This is a genomic window from Vibrio chagasii, assembly GCA_041879415.1.
Classification (GTDB): Bacteria; Pseudomonadota; Gammaproteobacteria; order Enterobacterales; family Vibrionaceae; genus Vibrio.
Window position 1 is genome coordinate 1,662,577 of the sequence record CP090851.1, and the last position, 17,201, is coordinate 1,679,777.

14 protein-coding genes are annotated in these 17,201 nt (G+C 43.4%); 10 read left to right on the forward strand and 4 right to left on the reverse strand.

The annotated features are described in order from the left end of the window. Positions 1 to 39: 39 nt before the first annotated feature. Complete coding sequence (locus L0991_07420) at positions 40 to 1,302, reverse strand: YdgA family protein (protein XGB61278.1); 1,263 nt, start codon at positions 1,300 to 1,302, stop codon at positions 40 to 42. Positions 1,303 to 1,486: 184 nt separating this feature from the next. On the opposite strand from L0991_07420, the gene L0991_07425 reads away from it, so the two are divergent. The 3 genes from L0991_07425 to L0991_07435 all read left to right on the forward strand — a co-directional run bounded on the left by L0991_07425 (position 1,487) and on the right by L0991_07435 (position 4,756). Next, positions 1,487 to 3,430 carry an ATP-binding protein gene (locus tag L0991_07425; protein XGB61279.1) on the forward strand — a complete coding sequence of 648 codons (1,944 nt, stop codon included), beginning with the start codon at positions 1,487 to 1,489 and terminating at the stop codon, positions 3,428 to 3,430. Beyond that, positions 3,423 to 3,920, forward strand: coding sequence for a response regulator (locus tag L0991_07430; protein XGB61280.1), 498 nt, complete (start codon positions 3,423 to 3,425; stop codon positions 3,918 to 3,920). Before L0991_07425 ends, L0991_07430 begins: the two co-directional genes overlap by 8 nt. Before the next feature lie 293 nt (positions 3,921 to 4,213). Then, positions 4,214 to 4,756 carry a hypothetical protein gene (locus L0991_07435; protein ID XGB61281.1) on the forward strand — a complete coding sequence of 181 codons (543 nt, stop codon included), beginning with the start codon at positions 4,214 to 4,216 and terminating at the stop codon, positions 4,754 to 4,756. Between the two features lie 140 nt (positions 4,757 to 4,896). Here the strand turns inward: L0991_07435 and L0991_07440 are convergent, their stop codons facing one another. Beyond that, positions 4,897 to 5,478 carry a TfoX/Sxy family DNA transformation protein gene (locus tag L0991_07440; GenBank protein ID XGB61282.1) on the reverse strand — a complete coding sequence of 194 codons (582 nt, stop codon included), beginning with the start codon at positions 5,476 to 5,478 and terminating at the stop codon, positions 4,897 to 4,899. A 361-nt stretch (positions 5,479 to 5,839) separates the two neighbouring features. Here L0991_07440 and L0991_07445 point away from each other — a divergent pair, with 361 nt between their 5' ends. From L0991_07445 to L0991_07465, 5 genes are all read left to right on the forward strand, one after another. After that, complete coding sequence (locus tag L0991_07445; protein XGB61283.1) at positions 5,840 to 6,760, forward strand: HDOD domain-containing protein; 921 nt, start codon at positions 5,840 to 5,842, stop codon at positions 6,758 to 6,760. 39 nt (positions 6,761 to 6,799) lie between these two features. Next, positions 6,800 to 7,705, forward strand: a complete 906-nt coding sequence (locus tag L0991_07450; protein XGB61284.1) for a lysine exporter LysO family protein — start codon at positions 6,800 to 6,802, stop codon at positions 7,703 to 7,705. A gap of 174 nt (positions 7,706 to 7,879) precedes the next feature. Further along, positions 7,880 to 8,407 (forward strand): hypothetical protein, encoded by a 528-nt coding sequence (locus tag L0991_07455; protein XGB61285.1) that lies wholly within the window; start codon positions 7,880 to 7,882, stop codon positions 8,405 to 8,407. Positions 8,408 to 8,525: 118 nt separating this feature from the next. After that, positions 8,526 to 10,169, forward strand: coding sequence for a putative pyridoxal-dependent aspartate 1-decarboxylase (gene panP, locus L0991_07460; GenBank protein ID XGB61286.1), 1,644 nt, complete (start codon positions 8,526 to 8,528; stop codon positions 10,167 to 10,169). Positions 10,170 to 10,529: 360 nt separating this feature from the next. Next, complete coding sequence (locus L0991_07465; protein XGB61287.1) at positions 10,530 to 11,384, forward strand: MurR/RpiR family transcriptional regulator; 855 nt, start codon at positions 10,530 to 10,532, stop codon at positions 11,382 to 11,384. A gap of 91 nt (positions 11,385 to 11,475) precedes the next feature. On the opposite strand, the gene L0991_07470 is transcribed toward L0991_07465, so the two are convergent. After that, positions 11,476 to 12,768 (reverse strand): iron-containing alcohol dehydrogenase, encoded by a 1,293-nt coding sequence (locus L0991_07470; protein ID XGB61288.1) that lies wholly within the window; start codon positions 12,766 to 12,768, stop codon positions 11,476 to 11,478. A gap of 525 nt (positions 12,769 to 13,293) precedes the next feature. Here L0991_07470 and L0991_07475 point away from each other — a divergent pair. Next, positions 13,294 to 13,557, forward strand: coding sequence for a GrxA family glutaredoxin (locus L0991_07475; GenBank protein ID XGB61289.1), 264 nt, complete (start codon positions 13,294 to 13,296; stop codon positions 13,555 to 13,557). 242 nt (positions 13,558 to 13,799) lie between these two features. Continuing rightward, positions 13,800 to 15,482: an aspartate:alanine antiporter gene (locus L0991_07480; GenBank protein XGB61290.1), complete on the forward strand. Its 1,683-nt coding sequence runs from the start codon at positions 13,800 to 13,802 to the stop codon at positions 15,480 to 15,482. Positions 15,483 to 15,849: 367 nt separating this feature from the next. On the opposite strand, the gene L0991_07485 is transcribed toward L0991_07480, so the two are convergent. Beyond that, the gene (locus L0991_07485; protein ID XGB61291.1) at positions 15,850 to 17,052 is read right to left on the reverse strand and encodes a trans-2-enoyl-CoA reductase family protein; all 1,203 of its coding nucleotides are present in this window, start codon (positions 17,050 to 17,052) and stop codon (positions 15,850 to 15,852) included. Positions 17,053 to 17,201 lie beyond the last annotated feature (149 nt).

The window sequence follows — 17,201 nt, forward strand, 5'->3', positions numbered from 1 at the left end:
GCGCTAAATTGCCCTATGAGTATTCTTGCCTACTCAGTTTTATTGAACAAAAGCCGGCATAAGTAGTGCAATTAGTGGAATTTCTTGTCCATTTTCAAACACTAGGTTTCCATTTTTTAGGTCAGCGCTGATTTCGTAACCCTCGTCCGTTTCTTTGATCATTTCCATCACGATCAACTCATCGATACCTTCACGAATAAACGGGTACTCTTCTACAAGCCCATTTGAGAAGCTCGAGTGAAGATTACCCGTTAGTGCAGGCATAATCATTGAAGGGTTACTGCTGATGTTTTCTGTACCTTCAGGAACACTCACCAACCACTTCGATTCAAACTGGCCTTTACCTAACTCTAGTGAAATGTTGTTCATTGAAAGGTCGAAGCCCTTAGCAAACAGAATGTCGATGAATGGGATGATCTCAGCAACGTCTTCTTGTGTAAGAACAGGGTTAGACTGGTAAATCTCAAAGATTTTTTCAAACGACTCACTGTCGAGTTTCGACATTTCGAAATCAACGTTTAAGTTGTTCACTTGCCCTTCGCTCGTCTCGATATTAGCGATATCCAGTTTAAGATTGCTACGTAGACGCTTAGTCGCTTCATCTAGGTGAGATTCAAAGTCATAGGTTGAGTTCTCGATAGTCATGAATGGCTGCATTGCCGAATCTGAAATCAAGAAACTATCGATCGTGAAGTTCTGCGTGCCTAGCCAGTAACCTTTAGCTTGTTGGCCTGAACCCGTACCTTTTAGGTTTGACAGTGTCACCTCTTCACCCGTTTCAAAATCGATTTGAACAGAAGGGATAGAAAGCTGGTAATCCACTTGGCCCAACACAGTCGCATGACCTGTCAGATTCGATTTAGTGATAGACACAGATGTGCCATTCTCATCAGTACCTTGATGATTGAATTGGCTTAACTCGAAGTCGAAATCCGTATTGCCGTTCAGCTCTGTGCTCGTCGTTAAGGTCAGTGGCAGGATGTCTGCATTGTCTAACGTCGAAACAGCGTTAAGGCTAACCAAACCATGGCTAACCGCACTGTTAATGACAAACTCACTTGGTAAGCCATCAATCGCAAGCTGTTCTTTTAGATTTTCATCCGTCACAGTGATGCGAGTGGTTACATTAGAAGAAAGGTAACCCCTATCGTACTCAACGATCTCAGCTTGAATGCTCGAATTGTTAAGTTTTGCAACGCCATCAGTAATCGCATTTTGTCCAATTTGTCCAACCGCTAGAGGCCAGCAAAGAGCCAATGAGATTGCGCCGCCAATTGCGCCAATTTTTCTTAACTGTTCCATGAGTTCTCTTTCTACATGTGTTTGTTTTTTTTCAGTCTAACCCATCAGTCGCAAACAAGAAACATTGAGTTAAATCAGTCTATTGCTCGATACTTCAAATCACTCAGCAAATTAACGGCTAGCTCTCATCCTTAATCTGCGGTTCTTGCTAGGCTAGAAGCGTTGCGACTACTAAGGGAAAACTGTGAATCAATACGCTGTTATCTGTTTGGACAATAATCCAGTTAGCATCGAGCGAATACGTACGGAATTAGCTCCGTTGTCTTGTGTGTTCGATATCTACACTGCCGAGAACATTGAAGATGCGCACCACGCATTGGAAGACATCCACGACAATCATCAAACCGTTGCTTTAGTGATCACTCACCATCACTCTCAGTTCAATGGCGTGCAGTTTCTTATTGAGCTCGAGCAGTTACCTCATAGTAATACAGCGAGAACGATACTCGTCAGTGCATCGTCAGACATTCAATCCATTCTAACTGCGGTAAACGAAGGCAGACTTAATCACTGCTTAACCAAACCGGTTCAAGATCAGGTTCTCTTCAAGTCAGCACAAAAGGAACTGACCTCTTTCGTTATCCAATACGATGCGGAAAATCTACTGTCATACAGTGATGCATTAGATCAACAGCGCTTACTAAGAGCTCATATAGAGCAAAAGATTCAATCTTTTCAATCAGGCTTTATTCACGATTACCACCAGCTTTCAGACAATGCGCTCGCTGAACGTGTCTTTAATGCCTTGCAAGAGGTCTTCTCCAAAGATGATAAAAACAAAGCAATTCGCGATTACTCTCCAGAGCACTTATTAACGGTTGAAGGCGAAGACAATCGCTTCTTATGGTTGATCATTGAGGGTGAAGTCGCCCTCTATAAAAAAGATGAATTAGGACAGCAGCGAGAAGTGGTACGTCACTCTAAAGGCAACATCGTTGGTGGAATGTCATTTGTGACGGGCGAGCCTTCTTTCTCTACAGGGATCACTCTGACCCCAACTCGAGTTATTAAACTTGATAAAGAGAGTTTTGCTCAGGTGATGCATTCCAATAATACTTTGCTGCCTTTGTTTACTAACCTACTGCTCCGTCATTTTAATCGCCGCTTACAACGTAGTATCACCAACAAAATCAAGCTTCAACAAACACTTGAATCATTGGAGTCTGCACACCAGCAATTGATTGAAAAAGAGAAAATGGCCATGCTTGGGCAACTTGTCGCTGGTGTCGCGCATGAGCTTAATAACCCAATAGCGGCAATTATGAGAAGTATTGAAACGCTATCAGAGCATCTAGACCAGATACTGGGGCAGCTATCGGTTCCTCATTCTAATAAGGGAACGGAGGTATTAGCGTGTTCAAAATTAGCCAAACCTCTCTCCACTTCTCAGGAGAGACAACTGGTAAAACATTTAGCATCAACCATAGATGATCGTGCCCTCGCAAAAAAAGCAGTGAGATTGAACTTAAGCCAAGATGTTAAGGTTCTAGAGACCCTAAAAGAGTCCCCTGTAGCAGGTAAAGAGTTACTCAACGACTTGGAGCATTACCATTACGTCGGCAACTCTATCCGCTCCATTCAAGTGTGTAGCAAGCGCATTGCCGACATGGTTAAGAGCCTAAAAAGCTATGCACGTGAAGACGATGAGCTTCGCCATTACACAGACATTCACGAAGGCATTGAAGACACTTTAGTGATCTTTGAAAACCGCTTGAAGCACCATCAAACTGAAAAGCACTACGACACCAACTTGCCACCTTTGCTCTGCCAATCACTGGCGTTGCAACAAGTCTGGACCAACCTTCTTTCTAACGCGCTCGATGCCATTCCAGAGCGAGGCAAGGTTTCTATCTCCACTTCACAACAGACTAAAGACAATCAAACGTTTCTAGTGGTACAGATATCAGACACTGGCATTGGAATCGCTAAAGAAAACATTCATTCTATTTTCAACCCTAATTTTACGACCAAAAAAGAAGGTAACTTTGGTTTAGGGATTGGGTTATCTATTTCTCAACAGATCGTTTCGGCCCATCAAGGATTTATTTTGGTGGAGTCTGAGGTTGGAAGCCACACTCACATGCAAGTATGGCTGCCGTTCAAACAAGAAGGAGCACCTCATGAATAAGTACTTAATTTTATGTGTCGATGATGAACCAGAAGTGCTCAATAGTGTGCTTCAAGATTTAACCGTGTTTGAAGAAAACTTTATCGTTGAGGGAGCTGAATCAGTAGATGAAGCAAAACAAGTCATCAAAGAGATGGAGCAGGACGGCATTAAGCTTGCGTTGATCTTATGCGACCACATCATGCCGGAAAAAACAGGTATCGATTTTCTTATCGAACTTAACCAACACGATTCTACAAAGCCTACGCGCAAGCTGCTGCTCACCGGGCAAGCCGGGCTTGAAGATACGGTAACTGCCATTAATAACGCGGCCCTCGATTTCTATATATCCAAACCTTGGCAAGGCGACCAACTCAGAGACACCATAACTCAGCAGCTGACCGACTATGTGATTGCCAATGATAAACAACTACTGAATTGGACTTCGATTCTAGATACAGAGCGCATCCTAACCTCGATGGCAAATAAGCGCACAAGCTTTGGAGAGTAACGCTTTCGATTAACGTTTGAAGGGCAATGAGATAAACAGCAGTCAATATACGACACGAACAGACACATATAAAATCTGGATGATTCACTTGTCCAACTTTCTCATTTGCCCCAAAACATGAGATCTCTGTAGCAGACTGGCCCTTAATTTGTTTATTTTTTAACTAAATGATTAAGGATTTACATTTTAATGGATTACTTTTCCGTGAGTTAGATTAAACTGTCTCGATGTTTATGGTTTGCCGATTTCTCTCAAACCAAAGGAATTAACACTAATAAAGGTTTACGGTCGTTATGCGCAAAATACTACTTACTACCGCTATGCTGTTGGCTTCAAGCCAAGCGCTAGCTGTCGAAGAACAACCACAAGTAATGAGCAACTTCAGCTACGATTACTTCGAAGCACGTATCGGTGCTAGCCCTGTTACATTTGGTGGCGCGTTCAGTAAGTCAATCCACCCGAATGCTCACGCAATTGCACGCATTGATTCAGAATTTGAAAGTGATTTCGACTCTGCTGTTGGTCTTGGTTTCCACGCTCCAATTAACAACTGGGCAGACCTAACAGGTGAAATGCTAGCGCGCATCGTTCAGCCTGAACACACAAGCTCTACTGACATTGGTATGGAAGTTAACATTGGTGTTCGCCAATGGCTTGGTCCACAACTAGAAGTTGGTGGTAAAGGTGGTTACGTTTCTATCGATGACAACGATGATTGGATCGGTTCTGTTTACGCACGTTTCCACTCTACAGAGCTATTCTCTATTGGCGCTGAAGCTCGTATCAACGACTTCTACGGTGATCAGCTAATGTTCACAGCTCGCTTCAAGTACTAATACTTAGCTGACGAGTTCGAACCTTTGGGTTCCAAGAGAATACTTAGCCTCTTTCGTTGAGGCAGAAACAAAAAAACCGAGGATTTATTCCTCGGTTTTTATTTATAAACTGTAACTTCAAGCATATAAGGACGACTTCTTTAGTGGCAGCTCTTTAGTAATTGCTGCTTGCGTGGTTCTTGTAATAGTTTCCAGTGGATACCATCAATCGCACCCGCAAATTTCCAAAGTAGTTTTAGGTCAACATCGTTTCCGTACGCTTTGCGAACCTTATTAAATACTTCTGGTGCGCCTAACTGCATAAACATAGAAACATCGTCGACACCCGCCTTTTTCACCATGCGCTCTAACGTAAGCTGCATGTTAGGAAGATCTCTTAATCTACGGCTAGCAGATGACTTCTTGAAGCTGCGCTGCTGAATTGAATTATCGATAGAAGTACGAATAATGCTATCCAATTCAGGATGTTCGCATGTGAACAGATCAGTAATATCGTAGTAGTTTACGGTTGCTGTTGTCTGTTTTTTCACATGGCGATACTTTTCACAATCAAGATCTGCCAGTTTTTTATCTAATGACTTGCCACCTCTAATGAATAAACAACCTTCACTCAATAAGGCAAACATAGCGTCGTTTTGAAAGAGGCCAATACCTCCGAACATAGAACGTTTTTGATGCTCACCAAATTGATTCACGTAATTAATAAATGCTGTCTCGGTCATATCCGTTGATCCTTAATCAAATTACCCCGATTAGGTTGATCACCAGACAAGCAGCTTTTTATGCGAAAAATTTTGAATCTAATTTTTTATTGTTGTTTAGGTGAATATTATAGTTGCGTTTTTCACCTTTAAATAAATGATACTTCGAAAAGAAAAATAAGTCTGGACTTAGTTCACATCAATCAATTGTGTATTCCGCATTTTCATGATTAACATCACACAAAGCTATCATTCCGCGATTGAATTTTGACGTTTGATGATACACCGGTTCAATATTTAAAAGCTCGTGTGAACTGATCAGTATTGCCTCGCAGCATTGTGGCTTGTAAAATGATAGGACATACATGTTTTTACTTTTTATATGAATCATTTATCGTTTTTCTGGCTACCACAAAACAAGGCACTTCTTCTTAAGGGCCTAGAATCAGAATTTGCCCAACTTGTTGGACATTCCATCTCAGCGGGAAAAATAACCCTTCCTCCTATCCCTAACGTTGTACTTAAAATCCAAAAACTTTGTACCCTTGAATCGACTGGGATTGCGGAAGTTGCCGAGTGCTTGCTTGAAGATCCAGGCCTTACAGCCATCGTCATTCGAGTTGCAAATTCGGTTGTCTTCAACAGACGCAACATTACCTGTGTCGACATTATGACGGCCGTTTCACGCCTGGGCATATTGCGTGTTCGTGACATCGTGACAGCACAAGCGATCGAGCAACTCAAACATTCAGTTGATTTAAGTAAAGAGTGTAACCAGCTATTGATTCAAAGCGCTTCTGTATCAAAAGAGTTAGGCGCAACCATGGTACTTGTGACCAATGGCTTTAAAGAGATAGCTCCTGCTGAATATCGCTACCTTGAACATGAAAAGTCTTTGCTAGTTGGTTTGTTAGCCGATATTGGGCTGTTCTGCCTAGTAAGCGAATACCACCTGTACCTTGAGAACGGTAACTACCTCGACCACGATATCGCGCTGCAGATTTTCCAAGGCCAATGTTCAGCCACCAGCAAGCTAGTACTCAAGCGTTGGGGCTTCGACAGCGATTTCATTGACGTGTGCAGCAACACCATCAACAAACAAGAAGAACGTGAAGTTTCTTACTTAGATATCGCACGTATTGCTAACCACCTACTGATGTTCAGAAACAAGGATGAGAACATCGATGATCACGAAGTTGAGCTCAACGTGACAGGTGCAGAGGTGCTTTATAATCTAAGCAACTTGAGTAAACATGATTTTAATGCAAAGCTAAACGACGTGATCAACGCTAGTGGCTTCTAAGTCATAGAAAAAGTTGAAGTAATTGCAATAGAGGAAAGCATGTTTACAGGGATGATCTTCATATTTGCTCCACTTGTTGTGGGGTATCTATTCTCAATTTCAAACACCCAAACGCTAGAATTCATCAACCGCTCTACATCGCGTTTGATCTATGTAATTCTAGCGCTGATGGGATTAAGCCTTGCCGCGCTTGATAATCTTGGTAGCAACCTACAGACAATCCTTCTTTACACTGTCACTTTCTTTGTCTGCTTGAGCGTTTGTAACCTGATGGCACTGCCCGCGATAGACAAAGTACTGCCACTCAAAACAGACAGTAGTCAAAAGAAGCTGCCCCTTTCTTCGATGGCAATGGAGTCTGCCAAACTCATTTTGGTTGTCGGCTCAGGCCTTATCGCAGGACTCATTCTGCCTATCGGCCTTCATTGGGTCGATACAGCAAGTGAATGGATTCTGTTCGTTCTTCTATTCTTCATTGGCATCCAGCTGCGAAACAGTGGGCTGACTCTGAGACAAATCTTGCTCAACAAACATGGCATGGTCATCGCTGTCACGATAGTCACCACCTCTATGTTAGGCGGTGTTATCGCTGCTTATTTGTTGGATATTCCCCTGTTTAAAGCGCTAGCCATGTCTTCTGGTTTTGGCTGGTACTCTTTGGCTGGAATACTAATGGGCGATGCATTTGGTCCGGTCTACGGCGGAGCATCATTCATGCTTGAGCTACTGAGAGAGCTTGTCGCGTTAGTCCTGATTCCAGTGCTTATTCGTAGCTATCCATGTACGTCTATTGGTTATGCAGGAGCTACCGCCATGGACTTCACTTTGCCTGTCATTCAAACAACAGGCGGCGTTCGCTGTGTGCCTATCGCGATTGTTAGTGGATTTATATTGAGTCTACTCGTGCCCATTTTGATGTTGTTCTTTGTATCTCTTGCTAACTAGATCGCAGGAATAGCGATCGATTTAGATTAGAATGCATCTCGAATACCATTGCCCAAGACACCGATACAGTTACCTAAATAAAAAGACACTAAGTGTCATTGCTCAACAAAGAATGATCACGGTAACCTGTAACGACAAAGTAATAACAAGAATAAACTTACAAAAGGACCCGCTATGAAACGCCTTTGCGTCGCATTACTGCTAGCTTCAACTTCTACTTTCTCTTTTGCAGCAGATTCAATGTCTGAAACAAACCAGTGCCAAGCGAAAAAATACGATGCTTACATCGACGCCTCTCTAAATTGGTACGCCGATCTTGCTGAACTCACCTCAGAGCAATACCCAGAGCTAACAGAAGTAAGTGAATGGTTCCTTGAAGGCCGTAAGCACCACTTCGAGTTAAATCGTGCGGCGGTACACTACTACCTAGTAAATGACTCAAGCAAAGTAGCAACAGAACAACCTGTTGAAGGCTGGCTGCAACTTGAACAGCATGACATTAAGACCCTATCACAACGTGATGATGAGCTAGGCAAAGTCGCTAAAACGACGTTCGACGACCGTCAATCAAAACCTCATGAACAAAATTACGAGCTGCGTTCGGCATTCGCAGAGCTGCTTAGCCACCCTAAACAAATCGACACTGCACTTCAGCGCTACAACAGCTCTATCGCTGAACTTGAAGCGATTAAATGTAAGTAACCCCTCATTTAATAAGCTTTTGCGAGAAGTTGGATTTCATAATTAAGACGGGACATTGTTCCCGTTTTCGTTTAGATTGTCCCGCTCGCGTCAATATTAAAAAAATAACTCGCTTGCTATGGTTACGGAACAAAAAACAGCAGATGTTAGCTTCGACAGTCTTCTACGTATCTTCACGGTACCTGAAGGCCCAGATTCAACACTCACTCAAATTGAAGACAAACTTTCACGAAACCTGAATCAATTCTTACGTGAACACATCGTGGCTGAAGAAAAGCCGCTGCGTGAAATTGAGAAAGATTTTTCAAATGCTCATATCCCAGAGCAACCTGAGTTTGTTTCTGAACATACTGAGCATCTCCTCGATTCTCTTGTATCGCACTCGGTTCATACTTCATCGCCAAGCTTCATTGGTCACATGACGTCTGCCCTGCCTTACTTTTTGATGCCGCTTTCAAAAATCATGATTGCGCTCAATCAGAACCTAGTAAAGATCGAGACTTCCAAAGCTTTCACCCCCCTAGAACGTCAAGTTCTGGGTATGCTACATCGCTTGATCTATCAAGACGATGATGCGTTCTATTCTCGTTGGATGCACAGTGCCAATCACTCATTAGGGGCGTTTTGTTCTGGTGGTACTATCGCGAACATTACTGCGCTTTGGGTCGCACGTAACAATGCACTAAAAGCACAGGGCTCGTTCAAAGGTGTCGAGAAAGAAGGTTTATTCAAAGCCATGAAACACTACGACTACGAAGGCCTGGCCATCTTAGTCTCTGAACGTGGTCACTACTCTCTGAAAAAAGCTGCTGACGTGCTGGGTATTGGTCAGGAAGGTCTTGTATCAGTTAAAACGGATAACGATAACCGTATTTGTACTGACGACCTACGACTGAAGATCGAGCAGCTCAAGCAGAACAAGATTAAGCCTTTCGCCGTTATCGGTGTCGCTGGTACAACTGAAACCGGTAATATCGATCCGCTAAGAGATATTGCAGAGGTATGTGCTGAGTCTGACTGCCACTTCCATGTGGATGCAGCTTGGGGCGGCGCGACTTTGATGTCTAATAATCATCGCCACCTACTTGATGGAATTGAACTAGCTGACTCTGTCACTATCGATGCTCACAAGCAGCTTTACATCCCAATGGGCGCTGGCATGGTTCTGTTTAAGAAACCAGACGCGATGACTGCGATTGAGCACCACGCTCAATATATCCTGCGTAAGGGCTCTAAAGACTTAGGTAGCCATACGTTGGAAGGCTCTCGCTCAGGTATGGCGATGCTGGTTTATGCTGCAATGCACATCATCAGTCGTCCAGGCTATGAACTGCTGATCGATCAAAGCATCAACAAAGCACGTTACTTTGCCGACCTGATTAAAGAACAAGATGATTTCGAGTTAGTCTCTGAACCAGAGCTTTGTCTACTGACGTATCGCTACGTTCCTGAAGCAGTAAAAGCAGCCCTACTTAAAGCCGCTCCTGAGCAACGTGTAGAGTTGAATCAACTTCTGAACGAACTAACTAAGTTTATCCAGAAGAAACAGCGCGAAACCGGAAAGTCATTTGTCTCTCGTACTCGACTAAACCCTGAAGCGTGGGCTCACCAACCCATCATCGTTTTCCGCGTAGTGTTGGCTAACCCGCTAACGGGCAATGAGATTCTTTCTTCAGTACTTGAAGAGCAGCGTGAAATTTCAAAACTAGCACCAAACTTAATGAGTAAAATCACTCAACTAGTTACGCAAATCAACGCATAGCCATTCAATTTTAGTTGCATCAAATTGAAAATTTCTTTCTTTTTGATGTAACTTAGCTGTCAGTTCATACTGAATTCGCATTCTTTTTGCTCAAAGCTTCTTCCAATTCTGTAGTTTTCTAAAATTTTGTTGAGGCTTGTCATATTCTTAAGCATTCATCCCGTGTTTTTGTATTAGTGAATAGTATGTTAGGTTTATACTGACTCTATGGTGCTAGTTAGCTTGATATCTATTTGATACAGCAGTAATTACAACATCCAATAAAACCTTGGTATTGTGCTTACTGATATTTGTTTCAGCCATACCCCCTGGTAATAAGATATTAACTGGCAAGTTGTTCTCTATACCCTTGTGAACACTATGAATACATTAGAAAAAATACAAAAAAACCTGGAAAATTTCAGCAAGTCTGAGCGCAAGGTAGCCGAAGTAATTATGGCTTCCCCTCAAACTGCAATCCATTCTAGCATTGCTACCTTAGCTAAAATGGCTGACGTAAGTGAGCCTACAGTTAACCGCTTCTGTCGTCGTTTAGACACAAAGGGCTTCCCTGACTTTAAACTTCACCTTGCTCAAAGCTTGGCGAATGGTACACCTTATGTGAACCGTAATGTCGAAGAAGATGATGGCCCTGATGCTTACACGCATAAAATCTTCGAATCAACAATGGCATGCCTAGACGTTGCGAAAAACAGTCTAGATGCGATGCAAGTGAACCGCGCGGTTGACTTGCTGACTCAAGCAAAACGCATTTCATTTTTCGGACTCGGTGCTTCTTCTGCCGTAGCAAAAGACGCTCAAAACAAGTTTATTCGTTTTAATATTCCAATCACGTGTTTTGAAGACATCGTGATGCAACGAATGAGCTGCATTAACTGCAGTGATAACGACGTTATCGTACTGATCTCTCACACAGGTCGAACAAAGAGCCAAGTTGAAATTGCCAACCTAGCTCGTGAAAACGGTGCAACGGTTATCGCTATCACAGCGAAAGACTCTCCACTTGATAAGGCAAGCTCGCTGTCTATCTCATTGGATGTGCCAGAAGACACTGACGTTTACATGCCAATGGCAAGCCGTGTCGTTCAGATGACGGTTATCGATGTATTAGCAACGGGCTTTACACTGCGTCGCGGCTCAGGTTTCAGAGAGAATCTAAAGCGTGTCAAAGAGTCACTACGTGATTCACGCTACGAGAAATACTCTCAGTTTTAACCCCAAAGATATGAATTAAAAAAACGGAGCCTAGTGCTCCGTTTTTATTTATCTGCATCTTCAATAGTGTCATAGCCATTAACCAATACTATTAAATGGTCCAGCTGTTCCCCTTCTCCACCACACTATTCTCTGAGGCATAAGAGTTGATGATCGTGAAACTCGACTCCGCAATTTGAGACACGTCGTCGTTATGACGAAACGTAACTTCACCCTGGGCTTCACCACAATGACACTTCTCACAAACCTGCTGCAGGATATGTATCAAACGCTCTTGATTCAATGGTAATGGATTCCCTTTAATAGCAACCGACTTAAGTGCATCAGCCGATACCTCTTCGAATTGGGCTTCACAAACACCAAACTCTAATAGACTTGGTAGCTTGAGCGTATCGAGTACTTCTGATAACCAAGAAATTGCATCTTCTGCGGAGGCTTGCGCTTTACCCGTCACAATTTGAGCAATCCTTTGGTAGCGTTCTAAAATGTCACTTCGCTGCTGCTCTCTTGCAACCTCAATATTCTCTAGCATCACAAATGGCGCTAATCGAGCCGTAATCACACTGTGCGGAGCTGAAATCTTTCCACCCAACGCAGAAGCTAACCCGTGTGCAGCACCTAGCTTGGCATTGGTAATAGCCATACCACCAAGCATGGAAGCAAACGCCAGATCTGATCGTGCTTGAGGCTCATCATAAACGCATGCTTGTACCACGGAGCCACTCAGCTTACGTAACCCTTCTTCGCAGATCATATCCGTCAATGGGTTTGGATCTCCGCACACATAAGCCTCCATCAGGTGAGTGAACGCGTCCATCGCGCCCCTGCCCGACAAATACAGGTTGGTACCATGAGTGAATGTCGGGTCGACAATCGCGACATCAGCCAGCATATCTGGGCTTCGTAAGCTGATCTTCACTTGGTCTTGCCCTGATTTGAGTACCGCATTTTTAGTCATCTCTGCGCCGGTGCTCGCGGTTGTGGGAATAGCAATAAATGGCAGCGGTTTAGTTTTTAGAGGGACATTGCGCCCAACCACTTCAACGTAGTCATAGAGGTTACCTTGGTTAGGTAATACGGCAGCTAACGCTTTGCCCATGTCTATCGCACTGCCACCGCCCATAGCGACAACCATATCAGGCTTAAATCGCCGAGCTGATATCGCCGCCTCTTCGACCATTTTGATATTAGGCTCACCAGAAACCGCGATGTGTTGATAACGCATGCTTTGAGCGTCTAGATAATCAGTGACAATTGAAGTGCGCTGGAGTGTATTCCCGGTCACTAATAACACGCTGTAGCCATATTGGTTAAAGAGAGACAATGAAGCGGAGAGTGCTCCATCACCAAAGATGATCTTTGTAGATGTCATAAATTGAAACATGGTGCCTCCTGCGCCTATGACCAAACAAAACTGCGAACTCTTGGTTGTTGGAATGTTGCCTTTGTACCCTGTGCCTGTTTTAAAAAAGGCTCATTAAGAAAACGACTCTTGTTGCCACCCCAGACGTCTAAAGGCGACGCTTCGTGGGTTGTGTATGAACACTCTAACCTTTATCGTTTAATTTTCGTCAATCAGTCATAAGATGCCTCGTTCTGAAGACAATTTTTTTGACGAAGTGCAACTTGTCACACTAAAGATGCATAAAAGTCGCTTTCTTAGGGGTAATTCACACTCTGATAATAAGGGTACTTAGACTTGATACTGACCAAAAATTCGAGCGGATCGCTTTTGTGAACATTATTTGCTCTGATAGGCAAAACCTATTGTATTAAGAGGTAATTCCATCTTTATTTCCCTAAAGCATTAGGGCATAGTTGGATTCAAGAATTTTTGAGTCTTGTTCAATTAAGAATAGTTGACGTATTTTAGGTTAACGAGCCTCATCCCGTATTTAGGAGAAATGAAATGTTTGTTGTTATTTTTGGTCGCCCTGCTTGCCCATTCTGTGTTCGTGCAAAAGAGCATGCTGAAACTCTTAAAGCAAAACGCGATGACTTCAACTACCGCTATGTTGACATCCACGCTGAAGGCATCAGCAAAGCAGACCTAGAGAAGACAGTTGGTAAGCCAGTTGAAACGGTTCCACAAATCTTCATCGACCAAGACCACATCGGCGGCTGCACAGAATTTGAAGCATACGCAAAAGAAAACCTAGGTCTTTTCGACTAATCTAGAGTTTGAATCTTGGGCTAAGCCCTTAATCAGCTGAACATTTTTAGTATCAGACTGTAAGATTTCTATTAAGCCCGCTTATTAAAGCGGGCTTTTTTTATAGCCAGTTTTCATACGATATAAGAATCTGGTCAAAATCAAGTAAAAAGGGAAAATATCACTTATAATTTATTTATATTTAGATACAATCCACATTTCAAACTTACCCTGTTTTTCACGCCTATTATTGAGCGACCACTGTGAATATCGACGTTGTTTTTCTGCTAGAACAAAACCCCATTCTCCTCATCTTTGTTGTTTTATCGATTGGTTTGGCCATTGGTAAAATTCGTTTCGGTAGCCTGCAACTTGGTAATTCAATCGGTGTCCTGATTACTTCCCTTGTGATGGGTCACCTTGGTTTCTCATTTAACGCAGACGCCCTAACCATTGGCTTTATGCTATTCATCTACTGTGTTGGTATTGAAGCAGGACCAAACTTCTTTGGTATCTTTTTCCGAGATGGCAAACACTACCTGATCTTAAGTTTAGTGGTGCTCTCTACCGCTATAGCGCTTACTTACTTCTGTAGCGAGTACTTAGGCCTTGGTTTCGGACTTTCTGCCGGCATGATGGCTGGTGCACTGACCGCAACACCAATTTTGGTAGGTGCGCAGGACGCACTCAACTCAGGGCTTGCTGAAGTGCCAAGAAACATGGATTTAAGTCTGATTATCGAAAACCTATCGGTCGGTTACGCGATGGCTTATTTAGTTGGCCTTATCAGTATGATTATGTTTGCCCGTCTGATTCCAAAGCTTCAGAAAGTGAACCTACACGACTCAGCTGAACAAATTGCTCAGGAACGTGGCTTAGGTGCGTCAGGACAGCGCAAGGTTTATCTGCCAATCATTCGTGCTTATCGTGTTGGTCAAGAGCTGATCTCTTGGACAGACGGCAAAAACTTACGTGAGCTAGGTATCTACCGCCAAACGGGTTGTTATATCGAACGTATTCGCCGTAATGGCATTCTTGCCCACCCAGATGGTGATGCCATTCTCCAAGAAGGCGACGAGATCGCATTGGTTGGCTTCCCAGATAGTCACGCACGTCTGGATCCAAGCTTCCGTAATGGTAAAGAGGTTTTCGACCGTAACCTTTTGGACTTACGTATTGTCGAAGAAGAAATCGTCGTTAAAAGCGATAGCATCGCAGGTAAACGTCTTTCAGATCTAAACCTATCTGAATATGGCTGTTTCCTTAACCGCGTGGTACGAGCTCAGATTGAAATGCCGATGGACTTAAACATCGTGCTTGCTAAAGGTGATGTTCTGCAGGTAAGTGGTGAGAAGAGTCGTGTTCACGGCCTAGCAGAGAAAATTGGTTTCATCTCGATCCACAGCCAAATGGCGGATCTGATGGCTTTCTGCAGCTTCTTCATCTTGGGTATTCTATTTGGTTTGATCACCATGACATTTGGTCAGGTTTCATTTGGCTTAGGTAACGCGGTTGGCCTACTGCTATCAGGTATCATGCTAGGTTTCTTGCGTGCAAACCACCCTACTTTTGGCTATGTACCTCAAGGGGCACTGAACATGGTCAAAGACCTTGGTTTGATGTTCTTTATGGTGGGTATCGGTTTAAGCGCCGGTGGTAAGATATTTGAGCACTTAACTCAAGTTGGTCCCCAGGTTATTGGTATTGCTCTGATAGTCAGTGTAATCCCTGTATTCTTCGCTTACTTAGTGGGAGCTTACGTACTTAAGATGAACCGTGCACTGCTGTTTGGTGCGATCATCGGTGCACGAACCTGTGCTCCAGCAATGGACATCGTAAATGACCACGCTCGCTCAACAATCCCAGCACTGGGTTATGCGGGCACCTACGCGATAGCAAACATTTTGATGACCTTAGCCGGTACCTTTATCATCATTATCAGCTAGCCACACATCGCCAAGCGATTCATTTCTAATGCACTAATTCATGTTTGGGTTAGTGCATTTTTTATAGCTTGTTGTAAGCCGTTCTGCCTGCTTCCCCACTCCTGTTCTAAACTCACTTGGTATCTCGAATCTCGTCACTCGTATCTGCTCTTAAATCTTTTCGTATCTCGAATCTCGTCACTCGCAACTGCTCTTAATCTTTTCGCATCTCGAATCTCGTCACTCGCAACTGCTCTTATTCTTTTCGCATCCCGCTACTCGTATCCCGAATCTACTCTTTAAATCTCTTCGCATCCCATATCTGCTTTTGAGACAAAAAAAATAGGCGCTCAATGAGCGCCTATTCGTTTAGATTCGATAATTTGAATTAGATGTCAGCTACATCAAATTCAACAGCTGGGTTAACGTCAGCTTCGTAATCAACACCTTCAACACCGAAACCGAATAGCTTCAAGAACTCTTCTTTGTACTCAACGTAGTCAGTTAGCTCTTTTAGGTTTTCAGTTGTGATTTGAGGCCATAGGTTACGACAATGCTCTTGGATGTCGTCACGCAGTTCTAGGTCATCCAGACGTAGACGATTTACATCATCAACTTCTGGAGCACTGCCGTCTTCTTTGTATAGACGCTGGCTGAACATACGGAAGATCTGTTCCATACAACCTTCGTGAATACCTTCTTCACGCATCTTCTTGAACACCATAGCGATGTAAAGAGGCATAACAGGGATTGCAGAGCTCGCTTGAGTCACAACAGACTTAAGAACAGCAACGTTAGCAGTACCGCCAGTTTGGCCTAGTTTCTCGTTTAGCGCTGCCGCAGCACGGTCTAGATCCATCTTAGCTTTACCTAGCGCGCCATCCCAGTAGATTGGCCACGTTAGTTCAGTACCGATGTAGCTGTAAGCAACCGTCTTACAACCGTCAGCTAGAACACCAGCTTCAGAAAGAGCATTGATCCAAAGTTCCCAATCTTCACCGCCCATTACAGTAACAGTGTCTTTGATCTCTTCTTCAGTTGCAGGCTCTACGCTTGCTTCGATGATTGTGTCTTTATTCGTATCAACCGCAGTTGACGTGTACGTTTCACCGATAGGCTTTAGAGATGAACGAATGACTTCGCCAGTCTCTGGCATTTTACGCACTGGAGACGCCAGTGAGTATACAACCATATCGATTTGGCCTAGATCTTCTTTGATCAGGTCAATAGTTTTCTGTTTAGCTTCGTTAGAGAAAGCATCGCCATTCAGGCTTTTTGAATATAGGCCTTCTTCTTTAGCAAACTTGTCGAACGCTGCTGAGTTGTAGAAACCAGCTGTGCCTGGCTTTTTCTCAGTACCGGCTTTCTCAAAGAAAACACCGATAGTTGAAGCGCCGCCACCAAATGCAGCCGCAATACGTGAAGACAAGCCGTAGCCACTTGAAGAGCCAACAACTAGTACACGTTTAGGTGCGTTTGCGATTGGGCCTTGAGCTTTTGTGTAAGCAATTTGTTCTTTTACATTAGCTTCACAACCGACTGGATGTGTTGTAGTACAGATGAATCCGCGAATTCGAGGTTTGATGATCATATTCAACTTCCTTAAAAAATCAGGTTAAGGATAAAAGTTTCGTACGCAAATGGCATCTAATTTCTGTAAAAATGTGGTGAAAATGCAAGTGGTTGGAGCACTCAGTGAATATTTGCTGACTAAGTCACCATTTGTTAACGCGTCTATTG